Raw genomic sequence first — 17,429 nt, 5'->3', positions numbered from 1 at the left:
ACAGGAGATATGAATATGGAAGAAAAACAGTATCAGTTACTTGATGGTAAAGCTGTTTCTGCACAAATGAAGCAGGAGATGGCTGAAGAAGTGGCACAGATTAAGGCGGCGGGAGGTAAAATCCCTCATTTGGCTGCTATCTTGGTAGGTCATGACGGTGGAAGCGAAACATACGTTGCCAGTAAAGTAAAGACTTGCGAAGAAATAGGTTTCAAATCTACCCTGATTCGTTATGAAAGTGATGTGACCGAGGAAGAATTGCTTCGTAAAGTAGACGAACTGAATAATGATCCGGATGTAGACGGATTTATAGTTCAACTACCTTTGCCTAAACACATTTCCGAACAGAAAGTGATTGAAGCAATAGATTATCGTAAAGATGTGGACGGTTTTCATCCTATTAATGTAGGACGTATGTCTATAGGGCTGCCTTGTTTTGTTTCTGCTACCCCTGCCGGTATTCTGGAATTATTGAAACGATATAATATTCCTACACAAGGAAAACACTGCGTAGTGTTAGGACGTAGTAATATCGTGGGCAAGCCGATGGCAACCCTTATGATGCAGAAAGCCTACCCGGGAGACTGTACTGTCACTGTATGCCATAGCCGTTCTACTAACCTGAAAGAAATGTGTCTTTCTGCCGATATTATTATTGCAGCATTAGGTGTTCCCGAATTTTTGAAAGCCGATATGGTAAAGCCTGGAGCTGTTATTGTAGACGTGGGTACAACCCGTGTTCCTAATGCAACAACTAAAAGCGGGTTCAAGCTTACCGGCGATGTTAAGTTCGATGAAGTAGCGCCTAAGTGTTCCTATATCACTCCGGTACCGGGTGGAGTAGGTCCTATGACTATTATTTCGTTAATGCGCAATACTCTGCTTGCTGGGAAAAAGGCAATCTATAAATGAAATTTTTAGATTGATTTTTGACTGAAATATTTGTGGAATTAAAAATAATATCTATCTTTGCACCGTCTTAAAGAAAGAGAGACTTATAAATAGACATGGTGAATGTAGCTCAGTTGGTTAGAGCATTGGATTGTGGTTCCAAGGGTCGTGGGTTCGAACCCCATCTTTCACCCCAGCAAAGTAAAAAGAGAGACTGTTTAACATTAAAAGTTAGACAGTCTTTTTTTGTTGCCTATTTGTCACAGTTTCATTGCCTACCTTATTCAATTTAGTTGCCTACCCAAATACTGTCATATATGGGTTTCAATAAAAGGTCGTTTAAGGGTTCACTTTGTCACCTTCTGTCACCTTCTTCGGGGGGTGTTTCAAAATCCGAAAAATTATCTACAGACATTCCATGCAATCATGCAACTTGCTATTGTAGAAAATATTACATCACGCCGATGCGGTTTTTAAACTCCTAAAAACGGTCAATGCAGATTTCATTTTAACACTCCCGCGAACACTTTCCCTAAATGGCTTTAGCCTGGTTTCAATTGCCGTCGGTTTTAACCGACGGATAGTAAAGCATCCATCTTTCAAGGGCTTCAGCCCAATAAGAATGAGATAACCAAAAAGAACTTTCCAAGAAGAAATTTGGCTAAAGCCAATACAGATATATCCCCTTTTAGTCCGTCAGCTGAAGCACAATGTCATTAAGTTAAGCACTAGACCGCTCTTTTATAATTCGTAAGTGTCACATACTTGCCTAGAAGTTTGATTGATTTCTTTGTTCGTGTATATTTCCTGCCTGGCCTGACAGGCTCTAAATACCTTTCGAATAAGGAAGTCAATTCCTTCAACAAGTAACCTGCTTGTTCAGCATGGAGAAATAAATCGATAACCCTCCCTTTCATCAGAGCCCAGCATACGTTCTTATTGATCTTATACTTGATTGTCCTTTGTCGGTTTACAGTTCGCACGTATTCCTCACAGCTCTCTTCTATAACGGCTTGCAGGTTGAACACAAAAATGTTAGCATAGAAGTCCTGTTCTATACTAACAGGGCTGATCCCACTGAAGCACTCTACCTGTAGCTCATTTTTGAGGTAGCCATAAGTGGTCTCCACCGGCCAACGCAAGAAGTAGAGTTCCTTTAGAACCGGAAGTGTATATGCTTTTGTGTCGTAGAGATTCGTTATCAATATCTCGTCCTGACCATCATCCAGCCGTATTCTGGCCAGGCGAACCTTGACCTCTGTCTCCGGTGGGATTTCCACACCCTGATCCTTTAAGCCTTTGATCGCCTTATAAGTGGCTCGAAGGGTGACTATCTCTTCTTTTTTGCCAGAGGAACGGAACTCGTCAACCACCTTGCAGAAGTTTGCTTGGGCACGCATCACGAAGTGAGAGTCTTGCCTGTTTATTAGTAAATAGAACAACATGAAGGATGGATATCCGCGGTCCAGTAGCAGCAAGTCGTCCTTATTCAAGAAAGGGATCAGGTCGCATGCCGTGGTACGCTCAGCCTCTTTGAGTGAGCATAATTTGCTATTAACCACCAACTTGTTCAATACGTCATAGAGAACTGAAGCACGGGCTGTGGCCGATTTTATTCCATGCTGGTTGGTACTGTATCCAAAATGCTGTCTCAAAGCTCTCGTATTTGGCAATGATAACTTCGTGCCATCAATGGCGAATATCCTAAAACCTCGCCACCTCCTCTCTTGCCTCCGGGTATTCCGATAATAGGAGGATATCAGTATGTCATTCCAGTCCTGAAAAAAGACAGGCTTTAATTTTCTTCGCTGTTGGCAAAAGGCCGACTTGGTCACGGTCGCAGAGCTGATATGAGAAAAAAAGCTCTCTAGTTCTACGCTTAAACTCCTTTTTAAGAGATTGATATGTAACGCAACCATCCTCGAAAAGGATAAACTGCGTTTACGCGTGAAATCTGTTGCCTTGTTTACGTATCGCATTTTTGTTTCTTTATCACTCATTGTATTTTGAAAAAACTCATTCAAATCGTTTATTATTTCTATATTTGCGGAAACCATTGGCTTGTTTTTTTAGATTCAATTATAAAAAAACGGAGTTTCCGTTTTCAATCCAATGGTTTTTCTCTTTTTTTCTCTTCCTGAAAAAACTTATCATCCATTCTGCATTATTGAACTTCCACTTTCTTGTAAAGCTTCTCTTCATTGTCATGAGAACACAGGGTTGTCAGGCACTTATCGCTTAACTTAATGACATTGCGCTGAAGCAGACGGCAATTGAAACCAGGCTAAAGCCATATCGAAGAAAGGTAACCGAAAACAGACGTATTGAAAACAAGCTCGTCAAGAGCAGACCGTATCGGCCATCCCAAAAGAAAGCGCAGCTTTCTTGTTAGCGGCATCAGTGGCCGGGCGTTAAACGCAGGTAAAAGACGTAGCGACGAACCAGCGGCTGTTTGAGCGAAGCGAGTTCCGCTGGTTCAGCGAAGTCTTTTGCCGGAGTAGCCCGGCCGGTGCAGCCTTGACTTTTTGGTTACTTTTGGGTCAAGCCAAAAGTGACAGAACTGATCTTGAGCGTAGCGAGTTCCGCTGGTTCAGCGAAGTCTTTTGCCGGAGTAGCCCGGACGGTGCAGCCTTGACTTTTTGGTTACTTTTGGGTCAAGCCAAAAGTAATAAAAAGTGTTCGCCGGAAGCACTAATGCATTGCAGTTGCCACTTTGTGTCAGTGAAATAATAGTGTGTTTATCAATTGCTTATGCCTGGTATCAGATCATTTTGCAATTTAGGAATAAGCCCCGAAGAAGGTGACAGAAGGTGACAAAGTGGAATATGAAAACAACTTACCTTTTATTCTTTCGTGTACAGTCCTTCGCGGGATAATTGTTTGTCCAGATTAGCTACTCCCAAGACAACAATTGCTGTTACTGTAGCTGTGTGTTCTTGGTATTCCGGAATGTTTTTGGTAAAAAGGTCACGTTCCGTGTGCCATATCTCGCCATAGCTGAAGTTGTAGCCTTTAATGTCTTCGGTAATGAATCCCAGTGTTGGCACTCCTTGTACGGCAAATACAGAAGCATCTGTACCTCCTACTTTAGTAGGACGTTTACGAGGTTCGCGTACTTTTACTTCAAACGGATAATCGGGACGTATTTTTTTAATTGGTTCGCATATCCTGACAAACTCATCATATACGTTTTGTGGTACAGAGATACCTACCGGTGGTTCCGGTCCTCCGTCACGGTTAAACATGTTGGCTATCTTGGGTAATTTGGAAGCATTTGTCTTAGCCCATGCTTGCGCTCCGAGTAATCCGAACTCTTCTCCTGCAAAACCGATGAACAGGATTGTACGTTTGGGTTTAGCTCCCGATTGTGCAATCATGCGGGCTACTTCCATCATCGGACCTATACCTGTTCCACAATCGATGCCTCCGGTTGCTACATCGTAAGAATCGAGATGCCCGCTTACGATTACATATTCATCCGGATACTTGCTACCTTTGATAGAACCTACCACATTATAGTATTTTACGGGGCCTAGTTTGAAATGGTTGCGAATGTCAAATTCCAACAAGAATTCACGACGTTCCTTTGCCATTTGCTTGATGATTGCATATTGATGTTCATCTAATTTGATGTCTGCTACTTCGGGCAAATTATCAAAATTGGTAGCAGTATCCTGAAGCATGTTGCGGTCATATAATGCACGCAAAGGGACTGTTGCCGATTGAATGAATCCTAATGCTCCGGCTTCACACATTTCTTTGTAAAACAAACCCGGATATTCTTCGTAAGGTAGCATTTCATGCTTTGTACCTTTTGTCCAGTTTTCTTCCATCAGTTCATCATTCTTTTTAGCAATCTCTTCATTTTTCTTTTTGGTTTCCACACGGATGGAATCTCCATGTGCAGAACGGTCGACAGGCCATCCTTCGTTTGTGCCGGATATGAGTACCCATGCACCTTTCAAACGGCCTTTCATGCGATTAAATTCTTCTTGCGTGCGAGGTTCTAATAAAACATGACCGCGTTGTAGTCCTTTTGTGCCTGATGTATAAGAAGGAGTGACAAAATGAAGATCCATGGCATTGTCTCCCAATAAACGTCCGAACCAGGGGCCACGGTTGAAGCCTACCGGAAGGGTTCCGGCTTCTTGCAGCTCTACGTCTACTCCCCAGCTTTTAAATTCACGAACGATCCATTCGGCGGCATTTTCGTATGCGTCGGAACCAATAGGGCGCCCGCCGAAACGATTTGTCAGTATATCCAGATGGTGCATGACCTGATTGTCTGTTTGTCCGGTTTCGATAATCTTTTTTATTGCCGGTTCTTGTGCAAATACAGTAGTGAAAGACAGGCAGGCCATTGCCATAAAAATGAGTATATTCCTTTTCATACAAGTATTATTTAAGTCCTTGCAAAGAACGGGATTATTTCAAATTATATCAAGTGATAAGAGTGAAAATGATTTTTAAATCGGAAAATGCTGATATATAAAATAAATACCTTTACATCGAAACGTTATTTAACCATAGCGCTGCCCTTGTAGGGTTGGAAAAGAGCGCCGGGATATGGGATGTGGAATTATAATTCTTATTTTTGTGCCTGAACTAATTAAAGTTACATATGATATTCTATTTCACAGGTACAGGCAATTCCCGTTGGGTAGCAAAGAATTTAGGTGAAGTATTTGATGAACCTTTATTCTCTATAGCTGAAGAATTAAAGCAGAATAAAAGCGGGCTTCGTTATTCGCTTAAAGAAGGAGAAAAGGTTATCTTTGTTTATCCTGTCCATTCGTGGGGACCGGCGGTAATGGTTCTCGAATTTATTTCTTTATTGAAGCTGGAAGGATATAAGCAACATCCCGTTTATTCGGTTTGTACCTGTGGAGACGATTGCGGGCATACGTCGGATATTGTAAACAAAAAACTCCGGAGCCGTGGTTTGAAACTTACGGCAGCCTTTTCCGTACAAATGCCCAATAACTATATACTCTTGCCTGGTTTTGACGTCGATCCGGAGAAGGTGGAACAGGAGAAACTGGTAAACGCCCCGGCCCGCCTTTCTGCAATAGTGGATGCTATCAATCATCAACACGAAGGCAGTTTATACCATGCCGGAAGTGCCGCTTTTTGCAAAAGCTATCTTATTTATCCCCTTTTTACTAAATTTGCATTGGGAAGTAATGCCTTTTACGCAACAGATGCATGTGTCTCTTGCGGGTTATGCGAACGTATTTGTCCGACAAATACGATCTCCATGCAAAAAGGATGCAAGCCGCAATGGTCGGATAGTTGTGTGCAATGCCTTGCCTGTATTCACCGTTGCCCTGTGAAGGCTATAGAATATGGCAAAGCTACGCTGAAAAAAGGACGTTATCATCATCCCGAAATATAAATAATAAATAATCATGAATATGAAACAATTCGTAATGCTGGTTTTATCCGGTTTGCTTATGGTTAGTTGCCAGGAAGTGCCCAAAGGATATGTCATTAATGGTATAGTAGAGAATATGCCTGAAGGTAAAGTCTACCTGAAGTCGTTTCGCAATAAAATGTTCTTCGATGTAGATACGGCAGATGTAAAAGACGGCAAATTCACTTTCAAAGGAGAAGTAGACCAACCTTTATTGTTTGGTTTGGCTACCGACCAAATGGATTACCCGGTACAGTTCTTTATTGAAAATGTCAATATGAATGTAGCGGTCGACCCCGAAGGAGAAACAATTACTGTTGAAAATTCTCCTATCAACGATCTTTTCTGGGAGAATGCCACCAAAGTGTTTGAGAAGGGATATAATATAGACAGCTTGGTTAACAAGTATCCCAGTTCGCCGGTGGCGGCTTTCTTTTTATACCGTTACTTCACTTATCAATTGCCATTGCAACAGTTGACTGAAACGAGAAATCAGTTGTCGCAAAACTTGGCCGATTGTCCTTATGTAAAAGACTTGGATGCTATTATCGAACAATTGAACCATGTACAGATCGGACAGAAGGCGCCGGAGTTTTCGTTGCCCGATACGGCAGGTGTGATTGTTTCTTTATCCGATTTTAAAGGCAAGTATGTCTTGTTGGATTTCTGGGCATCCTGGTGTCCTCCTTGCCGTAAAGAAAATCCGAATGTCGTAAAAGCATATCAGAAATATAAGGATAAGAACTTTACGGTGCTAGGAATCTCTTTGGATAAAGACAAAGGCAAATGGCTGAAAGCAATAGAAGATGACCAGCTTACGTGGACACATCTTTCTGATCTGAAATACTGGGATTCCGAAATACCTGCCCTTTATGGAATACGTGGTATTCCTGCCAACCTGTTGCTCGATCCGGATGGGGTAATTATAGCTAAGAATATTAAAGAGGAAGAGCTGCATAAAAAATTGGAAGAAGTTATTAAGTAGAACTTTTCCAATCAAAAACAAATCTATTCTTCAACTTGTTATTTTAACATAATAAAGAGTTGAGGAATAGAACAATGAAAATAGCAATCAGTGGAAGCAGCGGTTTTATAGGAAAGCATTTGGGTGCATTTTTTTCGGGACAAGGCGATACGGTCGTCCCGTTAAAACATGCTTATTTCAAGATGTCTTCAGACGATGTTCTGAAAGATGCTCTTTCCGGTTGCGATGTTGTTATAAACCTGGCCGGGGCTACTATCAACCAGCGGTGGACAAAGGTTGCCAAACGCAAGATTATGAATAGCCGGGTACAGACTACACGCCGGCTTGTTTCTATCGTTAATGACATGCCTTTGAAGCCAAGCCTGTTTATCTCCATCTCAGCTGTAGGCATTTATCCTTCTGATGGTATATATAATGAAAGCAGTAGCCAGGAAGGAAGTGGCTTTTTAGCAGATGTTTGTAAGAAATGGGAAGAGGAAGCCCAGAAGCTTTCTACTGACATTCGTTTGGTTATTGCGCGCCTGGGTGTTGTTCTGGCATCCGATGGCGGTGCACTTCCATTTATGTTGCTTCCGTTCCGTTTTTTTGCAGGAGGAAAAATTGCTTCCGGCAAACAAGGCTTTTCCTGGATTCATATTGAAGATTTGATGTCTGCCATGCAATTTGTTATTACACACAAAGAACTGAGTGGAATAATCAACTTTGTATCTCCTCAGCCGGTGACGAACCGTGTGTTTACAGAAGCTGCTGCGGCTGCTTTGCACAGACCTGCCTGGTGTGTGGTTCCTAAGTTTGTGTTCCGTCTTTTATATGGAGAAGGAGAGGTGTTGGCAACGGAAGGCCAGAAGGCTTTTCCTGCCAGGCTACAATCGGCGGGTTATGCTTTTTTATATCCTGATATACGGATCGCGCTGCAAAGCTTGGTGGTTTAATGCAACGTCCGGTTGTTGTTAATGATTGCTTTCTTTGATCGTTGTGGGCAAACCATTATCACATGTCTTATTAAATTGTTTCTCCATCTCCGTTATAAATAATGCGAATCTAGAGTCTTGTGTTTTGGAATAAAAGAGAAGAGGTTGTGTCAAAAGTCGGAATTAAGGAACGCAGACTACGCAGAGACAAAGCGCAGAGAAACGCAGACCCTATTGATTATTAATAAAATCAGTCTGCGTCTTTCTGTGTATTCTGCGTCATCTGCGTCCGGTAATAGCGTTTTGACACAACCTCTTCTTCCGTTTTTTAGTCAGGATGATTTGCTAGTAACTATATCCGGTTTTGCTCTGTATGCTCGCTATGCTGTTAACAGGGATTAATGTGAATCCCCAGTTATATTCGCGATTGGCAGGCAAAGTATGCTGTGGCAGCGGGCGATCGCCCCAACTGTCGTAGCCGGCAAGGCCTTGTTGTTTCATGTCTACACATACTTCCACAAAGTTGCGTGGTGTAATATCGTTTACGTGGTGTTGGCGGCGAAGTACGTTTTTAGCTGCTTCTTCGTCGTGGTTAGCTATTGCTTCCGGCGTAAAATTGTTCCATTGACGGGGCAGGTCTGTTTGCTTTTCGTCGTCAAAGTCCTCAATAGAATTGCGTAAGGCATTAAACTCTATCAGCCCGTTGCTGTCGGCCTCGATCAGTAATCCTTTGCCTTTGCCTTCCGTGAGAGCTAGCCAGCGTGTATCGGTGTGATGTCCGTTTTCCTGAGGACGTACGTATGGATAGTACTCATCCGTAGCCGTATTGCTGTATAGGCCGACAGGATAACCAGCTTTGCGATCCCAATAGTTTTCTTTAGGACCACGGCCGAAAAATGTCAGTTGTTCCATATTCGCCGGTAAACGGAAGCGTATGCCGATACGGGGTACATTCAACTTGGATGACTCCCTGCGTGCTGCGTCTTGTCCGGGTGTAAAGGTTGCCATCTTTGTAGCTTCGGAAACTTCGGTTTTTGTAGCATCCATATCTGTGGAAGTGAACCGTGCAGTTACGTTGATTACTCCGCTGGGATATATTTTATAAGAAACAATATAGAGGTTTCCTGCAGGTAAAAGGTAATTCACGCTAACGATAGCATTGCCGTCGATAATATCGGCTGTGGCATCGGTAACATTGAAGTTTTTACTACTCTGTTTCCAGATTTGTTCGCGCTTAGGTTGACCATTGCCGTAATCATTGTCGGTAGGGGCACGCCAGAAATTGGGCTGTATACCAAAACCTTCGTCGAAATATTCCGTTCCGTTTACTTTGTAGGAAGTAACGACTCCACTTTTCTTATCGAATATAAAGTTTACTTTGGACGAAGATACTTTCAGCAGCTCTCCATTTGTAGACGTACTTAGTTTAGGACCTGTAGTCTTATATACTTTCTTTTCTGCAAAGATTGGCAATTGGAATTGGTCGGATGCAATTTCGAATCCGGCAGGAATCAACTTGTCCGGTTTTGTCGTGGTAACTTTAAAGTTTACGAAGTATTCTACTCCCGGTTGTGCTTTCAACCCGTTTACAGGAACCGTATAATCGCGGGTTGTCTGCGGAGGGAATATTTCGGGGTAGAATTTACCGGATTTAATTATTTTCCCGTTCTCAGTCAATGTATAACTTATCTGATAGTCTTTCAGGTCTGTGAAATAAAAACGGTTGGTTGCACGGAATTTGCCGTTTGAAGCGTCCAGCATTTCAAAGCCTATGTTCTGGTGCGCATACTTTACCTCCTGCATGGCTGGATGCGGGTTGCGGTCCGGATTTACCAATCCGTTGCATAAGAAGTTCCCGTCGCTTGGGGCATTTACGCCAAAGTCTCCTCCGTAAGCCCAGAACTCGCGCCCGTTCTTATCTTTTTGCAGAATACCTTGATCCACCCAGTCCCAGATAAATCCGCCTTGCAGGTTGGGGTATTTGTAGATGGCTTCCCACTGGGCATTCAGGTTGCCGGTAGAGTTACCCATAGCATGCGCGTATTCGGAAGGTACAACCGGGCGGTCGCTTCCCTTTTTCCCGATTTCTTCCAGCCATTCGGCACTCGGATATTGCGGAACGTACATATCGGTATTCCATTCCCACAAAGCACGTTCGTAGTTTACAGGACGATTCATGCCGTTCTTTTCTTTGTTTTTTATATAGAGATAGGTCTGGTAAAAGTTGTAACCGTTGCCGGCTTCATTACCAAGCGACCAGAAGGTGACGGATGGGTAATTTTTGTTGCGTTCATACATGTTTTGTGTACGATCCATGTGAGGAACCAGCCATTCTGGATTATTTCCCAGAGAACCTCCTTTACTCAGGCTGTAATACATACCATGTGACTCGATATTGGCTTCGTCGTAAACATATAAGCCATATTCGTCGCATAGTTCGTAAAAGCGGCGGTCTTGCGGATAATGGCAAAGTCTGACGGCATTCAGGTTGTTTTGTTTCATCAGTTCAAAATCTTTGCGCATTAGCTCTTCAGTCATATAGTGTCCGGTCTCCGGGTTATGTTCATGGATGTTTACACCTTTGAACTTAACAGGTTGTCCATTAAATAAAAGCACGTTGTACGGTTTCCCATTGCCGGCCAGTTGTTCGGTTAGTTTCATCTCTAAACGACGGAATCCGACATGGAAGGGTACAACTTCCAATACTTTATCACCATCCTTTACGGTCATTAACAGTTTATATAGATTTGGGTGTTCGGCGCTCCATTTGTTTACCTGTTTCAGGTTGGCCTCAAAAGAGACAGTCTGCATATTTGGATTGCTAACCCAGATTGTTTTGGATGCCGATGCAATTACTTTTTGGTCAGCATCCAGAAGTTCGTAATCTATGTTCAGGTTTTTTGCTTCCTTTGTATTGTTTTTCAGGTCGATGGCAAGTTTGAATATCCCGTTTGTATAACTGTCGTCTAATGTAGATATAACGCGAAAGTCATGAATGCCGGCTTTTGGCTGGGACCATAAAAATACATCTCTTTCTATACCGCTCATGCGCCAAAAGTCCTGACATTCCAGATAAGAACCGGTACTCCACCGGTAAATTTTCAGGGTAAGAACATTCTTTCCCGGTTGCAAATAGGGATTGATGAGAAACTCCGCCGGATTCTTTGAGTCTTCACTGTAGCCTACTTCCTTTCCGTTTATATAAACATATACGCCGGATTTTGCTCCTGCCAGTTGCAAATAAATGTCACGGTTTTCCCATCCTGCCGGAATATTTATATCCCGGCGGTAAATACCTACCGGATTCTCTTCCGGCAATAATGGCGGTTGAGGATTACGGGGTTTGAATTCGTATCCGTGGTTGGTATAGATTGCAACGCCGTGTCCCTGTAGTTCCCAATTACCTGGAACTTGTATATTTTCCCAGGTTGTTGTGTTTATGGAAGGATCTGTTATGTCTGCGGGTAAATCTTTGTAAGAGTCTGCAAAATAGAATTTCCATGTACCGTTTAACAAAGAGTAATATGGACTTTTTTCGTATTGTCCGGTTAAAGCAGTTGTCCGGTCGGGATAAGTCATAAAAGATGTACGTGGCAGTTCTTTGTTTACGGCAACTGTTTGGATATCTTGCCAGTAAGGTTTGGATTGCTGGGCTTTTGCTGTATTGGTCAGCAAAACTACTGACAATAAACAGCCGAATAGACTGGAGAGTAATTTCTTCTTGTGCTTGCGTTTCATGTTGTTATATTTAGATTAGCAGACTGAAAAATTGAGAAGATGTGTCAAAAGTCGGAATTAAGGAACGCAGACTACGCCGACGGAGCGCAGAGAAACGCAGACCCTATTGATTATTAATAGTCTGCGTTCTTCTGCGTCATCTGCGTCCGGTAATAGTGTTTTGACACAACTTCCCTATTGTTAATTATCTTGCGGCATAGTAAGAATACCCGTTGGCAACTTGCTGGAAGGCAAGTACGCCGGCTTGGTTTAGTTCTACATTCATTTCTTTTCCGTCCGGCAGATACATAACCACTTCGTCATTGTTTTCAAACTTAAGTAACTTGGTTGTTTCTCCGTTTGCTTCAACACTCCATGTTTTGTCTGCTTTGTCGAAAACAAGGTCTACGGCTTTTTCTTCTCCTTCTTTCTGGATATGATAACCGTCATTCTTTGTTTCAACGGTATATACTCCGTCTTTAGTGTCAACCGTTTTTACGGAACCGACGTCTGCAACAGGATTATCACCGCTCCAGAACTCAATAGAGTTAATTACCAATACATCCGCCAATGCAGAGATTTCATATACCGGAACAATCCAGAATGCAATAAATACCAGTTCGTTAACGAACTTGCTGTCTATGTTTCTGTTCCATGTTAAAAGTTTGTTGGTCAAACCGAAGGAACCGATACAGGATGAGAATAATACACTACTTGCTAATGTAGTTGCTAATAATAGTGTTAAACTTCTTTTTTTCATGAATTTTTAATTATTAGTTATTAATTCACTGCGAAGATATAAACTTTTCTATAATAATTCCTACTTTGTTATTATGCGAATTACCATTTTGACAAATCATCCCGATCATTTTCTGAAAACATCCCGATGATTTTTTTAAATGATCGGGATGATCTCATTTTGCCAATGAACTTGTGCGGCACTTTCGTCGTTGGGAAAGTTTATTGTATCTTTGCTGTTCTAAGTAAAGATAATTATGATTTCGGTTGAAGGATTAACAGTTGAATTCGGCGGTTTTACGCTGTTTGATGATATATCATTTGTAGTAAATAAGAAAGACCGTATTGCATTGGTGGGTAAAAACGGGGCCGGCAAATCTACGATGTTGAAAATATTTGCCGGATTACAATCTCCGACTGCCGGTAACGTAAGTATTCCTAAAGATATAACGATCGGCTATCTGCCGCAGCAAATGCAACTGACCGATTCCCGTACGGTTCGCGAAGAGGCCGAATTGGCTTTTGCCCATATACACGAGACTGAAAAAGAGATAGAACGTCTGAATATCGAATTGGGTGAGCGTACCGATTATGAGTCGGAGGCTTACCAAAAGTTGATTGACCGTGTTACTCATTTGTCTGAACATTTTCAAATGATGGGGGGAAACAATTATCATGCCGAATTGGAACGAACTCTGATGGGGTTGGGTTTTTTACGTACGGACTTCGATCGCCCTACCTCCGAATTTAGCGGCGGATGGCGTATGCGTATCGAACTGGCAAAACTGTTGTTGCGTCGTCCTGATGTTTTATTGTTGGACGAACCTACCAACCACTTGGATATCGAATCAATACAATGGCTTGAAAACTTTATTGCTACCCGTGCAAATGCTGTCATTCTGGTTTCGCACGACCGGGCATTTATAGATAATACCACTATCCGTACGCTTGAAATAGAACTGGGTAGTATTTATGATTATAAGGTAAAATATTCCGACTATGTAATTCTCCGTAAAGAACGTCGTGACCAACAATTACGGGCGTTTGAAAATCAACAGAAAAAATTAGCCGATACGGAAGCTTTTATAGAGCGTTTCCGCTATAAGGCAACGAAGTCTGTACAGGTTCAGTCACGTATAAAGCAACTTGAAAAGATAGAACGTATTGAGGTGGATGAAGTGGATACGGCTATGTTGAGCCTTAAATTCCCGCCGGCTCCGCGCTCAGGTTCATACCCTGTCATTATGGAAAATGTGGCAAAACGGTATGGTGATCACTTGATTTTCCAAAATGTCACTTTTACTATTAACCGGGGTGATAAAGTAGCTTTTGTGGGAAAGAACGGCGAAGGTAAATCTACCCTTGTGAAGTGCATCATGGACGAAATAGATTATGAGGGCAAACTTCAATTGGGACACAATGTTAAAATTGGCTACTTTGCGCAGAACCAAGCTCAGCTTTTAGATGAAAATCTTACGGTTTTTGATACGATAGACTACGTTGCACAAGGAGATATCCGTACTAAAATTCGGGATATATTAGGTGCGTTTATGTTTGGGGGTGAGGCTTCCGATAAGAAAGTAAAAGTTCTTTCGGGTGGAGAAAAGACGCGTCTGGCAATGATCCGCCTGTTGCTGGAACCTGTCAACTTATTGATATTGGACGAACCTACCAACCATTTGGATATGCGTTCTAAAGATGTATTGAAAGATGCTTTGAAGGAGTTTGACGGTACGGTTATTCTTGTTTCCCATGACCGCGAATTTCTGGACGGACTGGTAGATAAAGTTTATGAGTTCGGAAACCAGAAAGTGGTAGAACATTTAGGAGGAATTTATGACTTTCTGGAACGTAAAAAGATGGATAGCTTGCGCGAATTGGAACGTTCTAATTCATTGACAAGCCAGTCTGCCGAGAATCAGGATACTCAGCCAACGCAAAACAAGTTGTCGTATGAAGCCCGCAAGGAATTGAGCCGTGCTGTCAAGAAGCTAGAGAAGGCTATCTCTGATGCTGAAGAGCGTATTTCCGTACTCGAAAATTCAATTGCTGAAACAGAAGCTAAATTGGCTACTCCGGAAGGAGCTTCGGATGCCTCCTTGTATACTCATTATTCAGAATTAAAGACTGAATTGTCTGAAATTATGGATAAATGGACAGAGCTGACAATAGAAAAGGAAGGATTAACAATGGAAAACGTTTAATTCGGTAAATCTCCTTTTTATTGAAAAAAAACTAATTTGAGTAACATACTTTTGTAAAAAGTAGCTAGCTTTGTATGCTAGAAAACAAACACACAACCTAATTCATCAATATGTTAACTCAAATTATTAATGGCAAGATCCTTACTCCGCAGGGCTGGCTAAAAGATGGCTCTGTGCTGATAAGGGACAACAAGATTCTGGAAGTAACCAACTGTGATTTAGCTGTTATAGGAGCAACTCTGATCGATGCCAAAGGAATGTATATAGTTCCCGGAGGTGTTGAAATCCATGTACACGGAGGTGGCGGCAGGGATTTTATGGAAGGAACCGAAGAGGCTTTCCGTGCTGCCGTGGCTGCTCACATGCAACATGGTACTACCAGTATTTTTCCAACCCTTTCTTCTTCTACCATCCCGATGATTCGTGCAGCAGCAGCTACTACCGAAAAACTAATGGCCGAAAAAGATAGCCCTGTATTGGGATTGCACCTGGAAGGACATTACTTCAATATGAAAATGGCAGGCGGCCAGATGCCTGAAAATATAAAAAATCCGGATCCGGAAGAATATATCCCGTTACTGGAAGAAACAAATTGTATTAAACGTTGGGATGCAGCTCCCGAACTACCGGGCGCCATGCAGTTCGGTAAGTATGTATCTTCAAAAGGCGTGTTGGTTTCCGTAGGTCATACGCAGGCGGAGTATGAAGATATCCGTACAGCTTATGAAGCGGGTTATACACATGCTACACACTTCTATAACGCAATGCCTGGTTTTCATAAACGTCGTGAGTATAAATACGAAGGTACGGTCGAAAGTATCTATCTGATAGACGATATGACAGTTGAAGTGGTGGCCGATGGCATTCACGTTCCGCCTACTATACTTCGGTTGGTGTATAAAGTAAAAGGTGTGGAAAGAACTTGCCTGATTACAGATGCTTTGGCTTGTGCGGCAAGCGATAGCCAGGACGCTTTTGATCCGCGTGTGATTATAGAAGACGGAGTTTGTAAATTGGCCGACCGTTCGGCTTTGGCCGGTAGTGTAGCGACAATGGACAGGCTTATCCGTACAATGGTGCAGAAAGCGGAGATACCGCTGGAAGATGCTATACGTATGATCTCCGAAACGCCTGCCCGTATTATGGGTGTAGACGACCGTAAAGGTACGCTGCAACGCGGTAAAGATGCCGACCTTATGATTTTGGATAATGATCTGAATGTTCGTGCCGTATGGGCTATGGGCAAATTGGTGGAAGGCACTAATAAGTTATTTGCATAAAACACGGAAAGGAAATACAATGTTAACACAAATTATAAATGGCCGGATTCTTACACCCCAAGGATGGCTGGAAGAAGGATCTGTATTGATTCGGGATGGTAAAATCCTGGAAGTGACAAATAACGATTTGGCGTTGATAGATGCTACTGTGGTGGATGCTAAAGGAATGTATATTATTCCGGGCTTTGTTGCCATGAATGTGCATGGCGGGGCTGGCCGCGATTTCAAGGAATGTACCGAAGACGCATTTAAAGGCGCGGTTGCCGGCCATATGAAGCATGGTGCTACTTCTATCTTTCCAACTCTTTCTTCTTCTTCTGTTCCAGATATATACAAGGCAGCCTCCGTATGTGAGAAGTTGATGGCAGAAGCAGGCAGTCCGGTACTTGGACTTCATGTAGAGGGGCCTTATCTGAATACTAAAATGGCCAGTCTTCTTTATGCAGACACGATTAAGGCTTTAGATAAAGAAGAGTATACCGCTTTGCTGGAAAAGACGGATTGTATCAAGCGTTGGGATATTAGCCCCGAACTGGAAGGCGCACATGAATTTGCCCGGTATATCAAATCCAAAGGTATATTGGCTGCCATTACGCATACCGAAGCAGAATTTGAAGATATAAAGAATGCCTATAAAGCAGGTTTTACCCATGCTGCCCAATTCTATAATGCAATGCCGGGTTTTCATAAACGCCGTGAATACAAGTACGAAGGAACCGTTGAGAGCGTATTTCTTATGGATGATATGACCGTGGAAGTGATTGCCGACGGTAAGCATCTTCCGTCTACTATATTACGCCTGGTTTATAAATTGAAAGGAGTGGAACGTATGTGCCTTGTTACAGATGCTCTTTCGTATGCCGCGGGAGGAGATCGTCCGGCTCCTGGTTCGCGAATCATTATAGAAGACAATGTTTGCAAACTTGCCGATCATTCGTCATTGGCAGGTAGTATTGCCACAATGGACACATTAGTGCGTGTTATGGTGCAAAAAGCAGAAATTCCGTTGGCTGATGCCGTACGGATGGCTTCCGAAACCCCGGCACGTTTGATGGGGGTTGATGATCGTAAAGGGTCTTTACAGCGTGGAAAAGATGCCGATATTGTTATATTGGACCGTAAATATAATGTCCGTGCCGTATGGTCAATGGGCAAATTAGTACCGGAGACAAATACATTGGCTTAACTTTTTCCCGATAAATTTGTTTTATAAATAAATGCAATATGATGTTGGCGGAAATAGCTATATTTGTAATTCAAGTAAAGTAAATCGAATTTAATGTAAATAAG

The 17,429-nt window shown here is 42.4% G+C and carries 11 protein-coding genes and 1 tRNA gene; 8 read left to right on the top strand and 4 right to left on the bottom strand.

Annotation, left to right across the window (positions count from 1 at the left end; genetic code table 11):
- Positions 1-15: 15 nt before the first annotated feature.
- Both folD and CTY47_RS02265 read left to right on the top strand, forming a co-directional pair.
- Positions 16-912: a bifunctional methylenetetrahydrofolate dehydrogenase/methenyltetrahydrofolate cyclohydrolase FolD gene (gene folD / locus CTY47_RS02270; RefSeq protein WP_099464042.1), complete on the top strand. Its 897-nt coding sequence runs from the start codon at positions 16-18 to the stop codon at positions 910-912.
- A 98-nt stretch (positions 913-1,010) separates the two neighbouring features.
- Positions 1,011-1,087 (top strand) — tRNA-His (locus tag CTY47_RS02265).
- Between the two features lie 532 nt (positions 1,088-1,619).
- Here CTY47_RS02265 and CTY47_RS02260 read toward each other — a convergent pair.
- The gene (locus CTY47_RS02260) at positions 1,620-2,870 is read right to left on the bottom strand and encodes an IS4 family transposase (protein WP_262497726.1); all 1,251 of its coding nucleotides are present in this window, start codon (positions 2,868-2,870) and stop codon (positions 1,620-1,622) included.
- An 864-nt stretch (positions 2,871-3,734) separates the two neighbouring features.
- A complete protein-coding gene (locus CTY47_RS02255) occupies positions 3,735-5,282 on the bottom strand; it encodes a M28 family metallopeptidase (protein WP_099463224.1) in 1,548 nt (515 codons plus the stop codon).
- Positions 5,283-5,512: 230 nt separating this feature from the next.
- Between CTY47_RS02255 and CTY47_RS02250 the strand changes: the two genes are divergently transcribed.
- From CTY47_RS02250 to CTY47_RS02240, 3 genes are all read left to right on the top strand, one after another.
- On the top strand, positions 5,513-6,286 hold the full coding sequence (locus CTY47_RS02250) for an EFR1 family ferrodoxin (RefSeq protein WP_099463223.1): 774 nt from the start codon (positions 5,513-5,515) through the stop codon (positions 6,284-6,286).
- Positions 6,287-6,305: 19 nt separating this feature from the next.
- Positions 6,306-7,289 (top strand): TlpA disulfide reductase family protein, encoded by a 984-nt coding sequence (locus CTY47_RS02245; protein WP_099464041.1) that lies wholly within the window; start codon positions 6,306-6,308, stop codon positions 7,287-7,289.
- Between the two features lie 74 nt (positions 7,290-7,363).
- Entirely contained in the window at positions 7,364-8,221 is an 858-nt protein-coding gene (locus CTY47_RS02240; RefSeq protein ID WP_099463222.1) for a TIGR01777 family oxidoreductase, read from the top strand.
- 324 nt (positions 8,222-8,545) lie between these two features.
- On the opposite strand, the gene CTY47_RS02235 is transcribed toward CTY47_RS02240, so the two are convergent.
- The gene (locus tag CTY47_RS02235) at positions 8,546-11,938 is read right to left on the bottom strand and encodes a glycoside hydrolase family 2 TIM barrel-domain containing protein (protein ID WP_099463221.1); all 3,393 of its coding nucleotides are present in this window, start codon (positions 11,936-11,938) and stop codon (positions 8,546-8,548) included.
- A 184-nt stretch (positions 11,939-12,122) separates the two neighbouring features.
- A complete protein-coding gene (locus tag CTY47_RS02230) occupies positions 12,123-12,677 on the bottom strand; it encodes a DUF3332 domain-containing protein (RefSeq protein ID WP_099463220.1) in 555 nt (184 codons plus the stop codon).
- A gap of 235 nt (positions 12,678-12,912) precedes the next feature.
- Here CTY47_RS02230 and CTY47_RS02225 point away from each other — a divergent pair, with 235 nt between their 5' ends.
- The 3 genes from CTY47_RS02225 (at position 12,913) to nagA (CTY47_RS02215) (ending at position 17,325) form a co-directional block, all read left to right on the top strand.
- Positions 12,913-14,859 (top strand): ABC-F family ATP-binding cassette domain-containing protein, encoded by a 1,947-nt coding sequence (locus CTY47_RS02225; protein WP_099463219.1) that lies wholly within the window; start codon positions 12,913-12,915, stop codon positions 14,857-14,859.
- Between the two features lie 110 nt (positions 14,860-14,969).
- Positions 14,970-16,139 (top strand): N-acetylglucosamine-6-phosphate deacetylase, encoded by a 1,170-nt coding sequence (gene nagA, locus CTY47_RS02220; RefSeq protein WP_099463218.1) that lies wholly within the window; start codon positions 14,970-14,972, stop codon positions 16,137-16,139.
- Positions 16,140-16,158: 19 nt separating this feature from the next.
- Positions 16,159-17,325, top strand: coding sequence for an N-acetylglucosamine-6-phosphate deacetylase (gene nagA, locus CTY47_RS02215; RefSeq protein WP_099463217.1), 1,167 nt, complete (start codon positions 16,159-16,161; stop codon positions 17,323-17,325).
- Positions 17,326-17,429: the final 104 nt, after the last annotated feature.

The organism is Parabacteroides provencensis, assembly GCF_900232875.1.
GTDB classification, from domain to species: domain Bacteria; phylum Bacteroidota; class Bacteroidia; order Bacteroidales; family Tannerellaceae; genus Parabacteroides; species Parabacteroides chinchillae.
This window is presented reverse-complemented; position numbering and strand designations above follow the sequence as displayed.